11 protein-coding genes are annotated in these 7,944 nt (G+C 68.4%); 4 read left to right on the forward strand and 7 right to left on the reverse strand.

Features of this window, described 5'->3' with window-relative positions:
- Positions 1-39: 39 nt before the first annotated feature.
- From ACTJJM_RS19430 to ACTJJM_RS19440, 3 genes are read right to left on the reverse strand one after another with little or no spacing between them, the layout of a single operon-like run.
- Positions 40-936: a hydroxymethylglutaryl-CoA lyase gene (locus tag ACTJJM_RS19430; protein WP_049453505.1), complete on the reverse strand. Its 897-nt coding sequence runs from the start codon at positions 934-936 to the stop codon at positions 40-42.
- The gene (locus tag ACTJJM_RS19435; protein WP_019336249.1) at positions 933-1,334 is read right to left on the reverse strand and encodes a VOC family protein; all 402 of its coding nucleotides are present in this window, start codon (positions 1,332-1,334) and stop codon (positions 933-935) included. The genes ACTJJM_RS19430 and ACTJJM_RS19435 overlap by 4 nt, the downstream gene beginning before the upstream one ends.
- A gap of 2 nt (positions 1,335-1,336) precedes the next feature.
- Positions 1,337-2,125, reverse strand: coding sequence for an enoyl-CoA hydratase/isomerase family protein (locus tag ACTJJM_RS19440; protein WP_010482535.1), 789 nt, complete (start codon positions 2,123-2,125; stop codon positions 1,337-1,339).
- A 119-nt stretch (positions 2,126-2,244) separates the two neighbouring features.
- Here ACTJJM_RS19440 and ACTJJM_RS19445 point away from each other — a divergent pair, with 119 nt between their 5' ends.
- From ACTJJM_RS19445 to ACTJJM_RS19455, 3 genes are read left to right on the forward strand one after another with little or no spacing between them, the layout of a single operon-like run.
- Positions 2,245-2,499, forward strand: coding sequence for a FeoA family protein (locus ACTJJM_RS19445; protein WP_005409473.1), 255 nt, complete (start codon positions 2,245-2,247; stop codon positions 2,497-2,499).
- On the forward strand, positions 2,496-4,361 hold the full coding sequence (feoB, locus tag ACTJJM_RS19450) for a ferrous iron transporter B (protein ID WP_440865896.1): 1,866 nt from the start codon (positions 2,496-2,498) through the stop codon (positions 4,359-4,361). Before ACTJJM_RS19445 ends, feoB begins: the two co-directional genes overlap by 4 nt.
- The gene (locus ACTJJM_RS19455; protein WP_010482530.1) at positions 4,361-4,615 is read left to right on the forward strand and encodes a DUF6587 family protein; all 255 of its coding nucleotides are present in this window, start codon (positions 4,361-4,363) and stop codon (positions 4,613-4,615) included. Before feoB ends, ACTJJM_RS19455 begins: the two co-directional genes overlap by 1 nt.
- 79 nt (positions 4,616-4,694) lie before the next feature.
- Here the strand turns inward: ACTJJM_RS19455 and ACTJJM_RS19460 are convergent, their stop codons facing one another.
- The 4 genes from ACTJJM_RS19460 to ACTJJM_RS19475 form a co-directional block, all read right to left on the reverse strand.
- The gene (locus ACTJJM_RS19460; protein WP_010482529.1) at positions 4,695-5,156 is read right to left on the reverse strand and encodes a DUF4304 domain-containing protein; all 462 of its coding nucleotides are present in this window, start codon (positions 5,154-5,156) and stop codon (positions 4,695-4,697) included.
- Positions 5,157-5,272: 116 nt separating this feature from the next.
- A complete protein-coding gene (locus tag ACTJJM_RS19465; protein ID WP_049453514.1) occupies positions 5,273-5,854 on the reverse strand; it encodes an NAD(P)H-dependent oxidoreductase in 582 nt (193 codons plus the stop codon).
- A 55-nt stretch (positions 5,855-5,909) separates the two neighbouring features.
- Positions 5,910-6,305, reverse strand: a complete 396-nt coding sequence (locus ACTJJM_RS19470) for a MerR family transcriptional regulator (RefSeq protein WP_010482527.1) — start codon at positions 6,303-6,305, stop codon at positions 5,910-5,912.
- A 4-nt stretch (positions 6,306-6,309) separates the two neighbouring features.
- On the reverse strand, positions 6,310-7,071 hold the full coding sequence (locus ACTJJM_RS19475; protein WP_425603572.1) for a 3-oxoacyl-ACP reductase: 762 nt from the start codon (positions 7,069-7,071) through the stop codon (positions 6,310-6,312).
- A 90-nt stretch (positions 7,072-7,161) separates the two neighbouring features.
- Between ACTJJM_RS19475 and dapB the strand changes: the two genes are divergently transcribed.
- Complete coding sequence (gene dapB, locus ACTJJM_RS19480; protein WP_440865897.1) at positions 7,162-7,890, forward strand: 4-hydroxy-tetrahydrodipicolinate reductase; 729 nt, start codon at positions 7,162-7,164, stop codon at positions 7,888-7,890.
- The last annotated feature ends 54 nt before the right edge of the window (positions 7,891-7,944 follow it).

Below are 7,944 nucleotides of genomic sequence, written 5' to 3' on the forward strand. Positions count from 1 at the left end.
TCCCCTCCTCCCCCGGGAGGGACCCACCCAGTGCCACCATCAACCGGCGGCGGCCAGCGCCTGGCCGGTGCGGCTGGCGGTGGCGCGGCCGAGCAGGCCGGCCAGCCAGCGGCCGGTCTCGGCCAGGGCCGGCAGGTCCACGCCGCTGTCCAGGCCGAGCCCCTGCAGCAGGTAGACCACGTCCTCGCTGGCGACGTTGCCGCTGGCGCCCTTCGCATACGGGCAGCCACCGGCCCCCGATACCGCGCTGTCGATCACGCGCACGCCTTCTTCCAGGCAGGTGGCGATGTTGGCGATGGCCTGGCCGTAGGTGTCGTGGAAATGCACGGCCAGCGCCGCCATCGGGATCTCGGCGGCGACCGCCTGCAGCATCGCCCGTGCCTTGCGCGGGGTGCCGACGCCGATGGTGTCGCCCAGTGAGATTTCGTAACAGCCCATCTGGTGCAGGGCGCGCGCCACCCGCACCACGTCGGCCAGCGGCACCTCGCCCTGGTAGGGGCAGCCGAGCACGGTGGAGACGTAGCCGCGCACGCGCACGCCATCGGCGGCGGCGCGGCGCAGGATCGGCTCGAACCGGGCGAGCGATTCGTCGATGCCGGCATTGGTGTTGGTGCGGTTGAACGCTTCGGAGGCAGCGGTAAACACCGCTACTTCCTCCACGCCCACCGCACGGGCGCGGTCGTAGCCCTGTTCGTTCGGCACCAGTACCGGGTAGTGGATGCCCGGCCGGCGCTGGATGCCGGCATAGACCTCGGCGGCGTCGGCCAGCTGTGGGATCCACTTCGGGCTGACGAAGCTGGTTGCCTCGATGCTGCGCAGGCCGGTGGCCGACAGGCGGTTGATCAGTTCGATCTTGTCGGCGGTGGACACCGACTGCTTTTCGTTCTGCAGGCCGTCACGCGGGCCGACCTCGACGATGCGGACGTAGTCGCTCATGCGGTTGCCCCGTTGGCAGGGCGGTGGCAGACCGCCTCGATGTTGTTGCCGTCGGGGTCGAGCACGAAGGCGCCGTAGTAATCCGGGTGGTACCAGGGGCGCAGGCCCGGGGCGCCATTGTCGCGGCCACCGGCGGCGAGCGCGGCGGCATGGAAGGCGTCCACCTGAGCGCGGCTGGCGCAGGCAAAAGCCACGTGCACGCCGTGGCTGGCAGTGCCGCCATTGCCAAGCCAGAAGAACGGCTTGCCGTCGTTGCCGAAGCCGATGTGGTCGTGGGCGCCGGTCTGTTCGGCGGTCACTTCCATCACCACGCCGATCTGCAACGGCGCCAGTGCCTGCAGGAAGAAGGCCTTGCTGCGCGCCAGGTCGGCGCTGGTCAAACCAAGATGATCGAGCATGTTCAGGCTTCCGTGACCCAGTGGGGGGCGCGCTTGTCGAGGAAGGCGCCCAGGCCTTCCTGGCCTTCGGCGGACACCCGCAGGCGCGCGATCAGGGCGGCATTATCGCGATCCAGGGTGTCGCGGTCATGGCTGTCGCGGACCTGGCGCACCAGCTGCTTGGCGGTGGACGAGGCGATCGGGCCGGCCTTGTCGAGCAGGGCCAGCTGGCGTTGCACGGCCTCGTCCAGGCGTTCAGGCTCGACCAGTTGGTGGACCAGGCCGATGCGCAGCGCGGTGTCGGCGTCGAAATGCTCGCCGGTGGCGAACCAGCGGCGAGCCTGGCGGGGGCCGATGGCCTCGATCACATAGGGCGAGATCACCGCCGGCAGCAGGCCGAGGCGGCTTTCGGTCAGGCCGAAGCGGGCCGAGGTGCTGGCGATGGCGATGTCGCAGCAGGCGACCAGGCCGACGCCACCGCCGAAGGCCGCGCCGTGGACCCGGGCCAGGGTCGGCTTGGGCAGCTCGTCCAGGGTGCGCATCAGCCGTGCCAGCGCCAGCGAGTCCTCGCGGTTGTCGGCCTCGCTGGCCGCCGCCATGCCGCGCATCCACTGCATGTCCGCACCAGCCGAGAAGGAGGTGCCGTGGCCGGCCATCACCACGGCCCGGACCGAATCATCGCGGCCGGCGGCCTCCAGTGCGGCGGTCAGCCGGGCGATCAGGCTGGCGTCAAAGGCGTTATGCAGCTCCGGCCGGTTCAGCCAGAGGGTGAGGGCGGCGCCGCTGCGCTCGATCTGCAAAGCATCGTTCATGGGATTCCAGAGTCACTCCATACCTGTATGGATCATAGCGGGCCATTGGTCATGGGCCATGACGCGACGCGGGAATGTTAGAATCGAGAACCATTTACATCCAGCAGAGAACACGCTAGATGACGCTGTCCGAACTGCCGCTGCACACCTCGGCCGTGGTCGAGTCCGTGCAGGACCTGCATGCCAACGATGCCATCGCCCGTCGCCTGCGCGAGCTGGGTTTCGTGAAGGGCGAGGAAGTACGCCTGGTGGCCAAGGGCCCGGTGGGGGGAGAGCCGCTGCTGGTGCAGGTCGGGTTCACCCGTTTCGCGCTGCGGATCAGTGAAGCCAAGCGGGTCGTGGTCGACGCCGCCAGCCAGGAACGACGCGCATGACTGCTACTGCCACTACCGCCCCCCTGCGCGTTGCGCTGGTCGGTAACCCCAACAGCGGCAAGACCGCTCTGTTCAACCAGCTGACCGGCAGCCGGCAGAAGGTTGCCAACTACACCGGCGTCACCGTCGAGCGCAAGGAAGGCCGCCTGCGTGCGCCGTCCGGCCGCGAGTTCGCGGTACTCGACCTTCCGGGGGCCTACAGCCTGCATCCGGCCAGCCTGGACGAGGCAATCACCCGCGACCTGTGCCGGGGCTTCTATCCGGGCGAAGCCGCGCCGGATGTGCTGCTGTGCGTGATCGACGCCACCAACCTGCGCCTGCACCTGCGTTTCGCGCTGGAACTGCGCGAGCTGGGCAAGCCGATGGTGGTGGCGCTGAACATGGTTGATGCGGCCCAGCGCCGTGGCATCCAGGTGGATGTGGCCGCGCTGGAGCGCGAGCTGGGCGTCCCGGTAGTGGAAACCGTGGCGGTGCGCAAGCAGGGCGCCAAGGCCCTGGTCGAACGCCTCGATGCGATGGTGCCGCACCTGGATGCGCCGGTGCCGGGCCCGGAAGGTGGCATCGACTACCACGCCAAGGTGCGCGAGATCCTGTCGGTGGCCGTGCGCATGCCGGCGCGGACCGCGAAGATCGATGACGCGCTGGACCGCTGGCTGCTGCACCCCGTGTTCGGCCTGGTCAGCCTGGCGGTGGTGATGTTCCTGATCTTCCAGGCGGTGTACGCCTGGGCGACGCCGTTGATGGACGGCATCGAAGCCGGCTTTGCCTGGCTGGGCGAGTTTGTCGGCAGCGTGCTGCCGGAAGGTCCGCTGGCCAGCCTGCTGACCGACGGCATCATCGCCGGTGTCGGTGGCGTGGTGGTGTTCCTGCCGCAGATCCTGATCCTGTTCTTCTTCATCCTCGTGCTGGAGGAGTCCGGTTACCTGCCGCGCGCTGCGTTCCTGCTCGACCGCATGATGGCCGCCGCCGGGTTGTCCGGCCGCTCGTTCATCCCGCTGCTGTCCAGCTTTGCCTGCGCAGTGCCGGGCATCATGTCCACGCGCAGCATCCAGGACCCACGTGACCGCCTGGCCACGATCCTGGTGGCGCCGTTGATGACCTGTTCCGCACGCTTGCCGGTGTACGCGCTGCTGATTGGTGCGTTCATTCCGCAGAAGACGGTGTGGGGCGTGTTCAACCAGCAGGGGCTGGTCCTGTTCGGCCTGTACGCCGCCGGTATCCTCAGCGCGCTGGCGATGTCGTGGATCATGAAGAAGTGGCGTCGCGACAAGAGTGAGCATCCGCTGATGCTGGAGCTGCCGTCTTACCGCCTGCCGCATGCGCGCGACTTGGCCGTGGGCCTGTACGAGCGTGGCATGATCTTCCTCAAGCGCGTCGGTGGCATCATCCTGGCGCTGACCATCCTGCTGTGGGTGCTGCTGTCGTTCCCAGCGGCGCCGGCGGGCGCGACGATGCCGGCCATCGACTATAGCTACGCCGGCCAGATCGGCCATGCGATGGCGGTGTTCTTCGCACCGCTGGGCTTCAACTGGCAGATCTGCATCGCACTGATCCCGGGCCTGGCCGCGCGCGAAGTGGCGGTATCGTCGCTGGCCACGGTCTACGCGCTGTCCGCGGCCGATGAGGATGCCGCCAGCCAGGCGCTGACCCCACTGATCAGCGACGGCTGGTCGCTGGCGACCGCGCTGTCGCTGCTGGTCTGGTACATCTACGCCCCGATGTGCATCTCGACGCTGGCCACCATCAAGCGTGAGACCAATTCGTGGAAGCAGATGGGCTTCGCCGCGTTCTACCTGTTCGCCGCGGCCTATGTGGCTGCGCTGATCACCTACCAGGTGACCAAGGCGCTGGGAGGCGGCTGATGGATACCGGCCTGCTGATCCAGTACCTGATCATCGCGGTGGCCGTGCTGGTCAGTGCCTGGGTGGTGCTGAAGAAGCAGTTCCCGGGCACCGTGCGCACGCTGCGCGGGGCCTTGGCGCTGGCCCTGCTGAAGCCGGGTCGCCCCGGCTGGATGCAGGCGCTGGGGCGGAAGATCGCGCCGCCGGCGACTGGAGGTGGTGGTGCCTGTGGTGGTTGTGACAGCTGCGGGCCAACTCCACCGAAGCAGCACTGACGCTGCTTTTCCTGCGCTGGTGGGTGCGAACCCTGGTTCGCACGCTTGCGGGGTTCATTCCACGCATGGCGTGGATCTACTAGACCTCTTTGCGGATGATCGCCCGGAAGCGACCATCCTGATTCAATCGCCGCACCGATTCCCGGTTTCCATGGCTGGCCGCGAAGCCGGCCACGTCGGCAAGGGCAAAGAGCAGCAGGCCTTTCAGCGCGTCGCGGTTGCCGGCCTGCAGCAGATCTTCAAGATCCTGCTGGATGAAGGTCCGGCGCAGGCCTGGCGTCTCTTCGATCCGCCAGTCGACATGGGGCGTGGGAATGCTGGAGCGGTACCTGAAGGCCGTTTCAAGATCGTCAGGCGCGAGCGGATACTCGAGCAGCTCTGGAAAGTAGAGTCCAGCATTCACATAGAAGCCCCGGTTTTCGTTGGCGCGTTGGTGATTCACGACAAGCAGGGCGGCATCCAGCAAGCGGTAGCGGGTCGTAGACGTTCCGGCAAAGCCGGTCTTCCTGGCGCACTTGCTGAAGACGGTCGAGGATTTCATGGGTTCTGCCTGGGCCGGAAGACGGGCCACAGCCTTGAGGCGCAGCGCCTGACGGTCAATTGGCAAACGCGACATCCGGAACACTGGCCAGCATTTCATCCACGCATGGCGTGGATCTACCGGGCGCGTGAGCCCAGCTCTGCTGCCAGCGCCAGCCACCGATTGCGTTGCTCCGGCGAGCTGCTGCGTACCGCGCCCACGCGGCTGACCCGCACCGGGCGGATGCCGCAGAACTGCAGGATGGTGGCGCGGATCTGGCTGATGCCCGGGTCGCGGTAGATCCAGCGGTAATACCAGGGCGGCGTGTCCAGGGTGGTGATCACCCGTGCGCTGCGTCCGGCCAGCAGCCGGTCCCACCACACCGAATCGCGCCGGTAGCGGAAGGCGTACCCCGGCAGCAGCACGCGATCGAAGAAGCCCTTCAGCAGGGCCGGCATTGCACCCCACCAGGTGGGGTAGACCAGCACCAGATGATCGCAGGCTTCGATCGCCTCGGCGGCGTCCTGCAGATCGGCTTCAAGTGGCTGGATCTGGCGGTAGCCGTGGCGCAGCACCGGGTCGAATTCAAGGTCGCCCAGTGCGATCAGGCGCACCCGGTGGCCGGCATTCTCCGCGGCCGTGGCATAGCGTTGGGCGAGGGCACCACACAGGCTGTCACGGTCAGGATGGCCGAGCAGGATCAGGACGGAACGGGACACGGCAACCTCGGGCAATGGAAAGTGCGCGAGGTTGGGGTCTGCCCCAGGGGCAGAGTCAAACCGGGGTGGTGCAGCCGCTGGGATCCAGGATGCAGTCGCCGCTGCCGGAGTGCAGCCACTGCTGCAGTTCGTCGCTGACCTGCTGCAGGGCGAGCTCGACCTGCGCCAGCCGCGCCCGTTCGCTGGCTATGCGTGTGCGCTGCTGTTCCAGCAAGGCCAGCACCGCAGGCCAGTCGAGCCGCCCGTCGCGGCCCTGCAGGCGCGAGATCGCCGCCAGGGTGATACCCAGCGCCAGTGCCTGGCGGATCAGCTGCACCCAGGCCACGTCCTGTTCGCTGTAGTCGCGATAGCGGTTCAGTCGTGGCACCGGCGGCAACAGGCCACGCGCCTCGTATAGTCGGATGGCCTTGGCGCTGGCACCGGTCAGGCGGCTGACTTCGGAGATGCGCATCGGCTCAGTTCCGCACCAGCCCGCCATCGACCACCAGGTTCTGGCCGGTCACCGCACGCGACCACGGGCTGGCGAAGAACAGCGCGGCATCGGCGAACTCGGCCGGTGTGGTGACGCTGCGCAGTGGCGTGTTGGCGGCGATGTAGTCGAACACCGCTTCAGGCGTAGCGGCACTGGCATCGGTGGTGCGCAGCAGGCCGCCGGACAGCATGTTTACCGTGATGCCATGCGGGCCGAGGTCGCCGGCCAGGGTGCGGGTCAGCGACAGCAGTGCGGCCTTGGCGGCGGTGTAGTCGTGGTAGGGCACCACCGGGTTCTGGAACAGGTTGGTGCCGATGTTGATCACGCGGCCGAAGCGGCGGGCCTGCATGCCGGGCAGGGCGGCCTGCACGGTGTTCAGCGCGCCGCGCACGCTGCCCTCGAACTGTGCCTGGAAGGCGGGCCAACCGATGGTGGCGGCACTGTCGCGGGCATCACCATTGAACGAGAACGCTGCGAGTGCGTTGTTGACCACCGTGGTGACGCCCTGGCCGAAGTGGGCCAGGGCGTGCTGCAGCATCGCACCGACCTGGCGGCGATCAGTGACGTCGGCCGGCAGTGCGATCGCCTGTCCGCCCAGCTCGGCGGCCAGCGCCCGAGCGGTGCCTTCGCTGTGGTGGTAGTTGACGATGACGCGCGCACCCTGTGCAGCGAAAGCACGGGCGATGTGCTGGCCAAGTCCGCGTCCGCCACCGGTGACCAGCACCAGCTGTTCGCTGATCTGCATGAGGGAGCTGCCATCCATTGCATGAAAGGGCATGCAGCGTAGCAGCGATGGCGCTTGCCGGAGCGGGCGTGCTGCCGCTAGCCTGCAGGCATGAACCAGACTCCCCTGCGATTGCTCATTCACGGCGCCTCCGGGCGCATGGGCCAGGCCCTGCTGCGGCTGGCCGCCGAACATCCCGAAACCCTGCAGATCGTGGCTGCAGTGACCGGCCGTGCGCCGGCGCAGCGCGTGGTCGACGGCGTGCCGTTCTTCGGTGCCAGCGAACTGCCCGGCGCGCCGGTGTTCGACGTGGCGATCGACTTCAGCCTGCCGGAGGGTTTCGACCCGATGCTGGCGTTGTGCGTGGAGCGGGGTGCCGGGCTGGTGTCGGGCACCACCGGCATCTCCAGCACGCAGCGCCAGGCGCTGGACGCGGCGGCTGCGAAGATCCCGCTGGTCTGGGCCTCCAACTTCAGCCTGGGCGTGGCGGTGCTGGACGAGTTGGTAGAGCGCGCGGCGCAGGCGCTGGCTGGCTGGGACTGCGACATCGTCGAATCGCACCACACCCAGAAGAAGGACGCGCCATCGGGCACCGCGCTGACCCTGGGCGCGGCCGCGCAGCGGGGCGGGGCGGAGCCGCACTACGCCAGCCTGCGTGCCGGTGACATCGTGGGTGAGCACCTGGTGCAATTCACTGGGCCGGGCGAGCGCATCGAACTGGTGCACCGGGCCACCAACCGCGACATCTTCGCCCGCGGCGCCCTGTTCGCCGCCCGCCAGCTGCAGGGCCGGGCCCCGGGCAGCTACCGGGTGCGGGATCTACTGGACGGGCCGCGTTAACCGGTAGCGGGGGGGGGGGGGGGGGGGGGGGGGGGGGGGGGGGGGGGGGGGGGG

Source organism: Stenotrophomonas sp. 22692 (assembly GCF_052045015.1).
Lineage (GTDB): Bacteria > Pseudomonadota > Gammaproteobacteria > Xanthomonadales > Xanthomonadaceae > Stenotrophomonas > Stenotrophomonas geniculata.

Bases quoted from the DNA above. Each gene is read 5' to 3' on its own strand.
- ACTJJM_RS19430 (WP_049453505.1), bottom strand. From the start codon at position 936: ATGAGCGACTACGTCCGCATCGTCGAGGTCGGCCCGCGTGACGGCCTG.
- ACTJJM_RS19435 (WP_019336249.1), bottom strand. From the start codon at position 1,334: ATGCTCGATCATCTTGGTTTGACCAGCGCCGACCTGGCGCGCAGCAAG.
- ACTJJM_RS19440 (WP_010482535.1), bottom strand. From the start codon at position 2,125: ATGAACGATGCTTTGCAGATCGAGCGCAGCGGCGCCGCCCTCACCCTC.
- ACTJJM_RS19445 (WP_005409473.1), top strand. From the start codon at position 2,245: ATGACGCTGTCCGAACTGCCGCTGCACACCTCGGCCGTGGTCGAGTCC.
- feoB (WP_440865896.1), top strand. From the start codon at position 2,496: ATGACTGCTACTGCCACTACCGCCCCCCTGCGCGTTGCGCTGGTCGGT.
- ACTJJM_RS19455 (WP_010482530.1), top strand. From the start codon at position 4,361: ATGGATACCGGCCTGCTGATCCAGTACCTGATCATCGCGGTGGCCGTG.
- ACTJJM_RS19460 (WP_010482529.1), bottom strand. From the start codon at position 5,156: ATGAAATCCTCGACCGTCTTCAGCAAGTGCGCCAGGAAGACCGGCTTT.
- ACTJJM_RS19470 (WP_010482527.1), bottom strand. From the start codon at position 6,305: ATGCGCATCTCCGAAGTCAGCCGCCTGACCGGTGCCAGCGCCAAGGCC.
- ACTJJM_RS19475 (WP_425603572.1), bottom strand. From the start codon at position 7,071: ATGCAGATCAGCGAACAGCTGGTGCTGGTCACCGGTGGCGGACGCGGA.
- dapB (WP_440865897.1), top strand. From the start codon at position 7,162: ATGAACCAGACTCCCCTGCGATTGCTCATTCACGGCGCCTCCGGGCGC.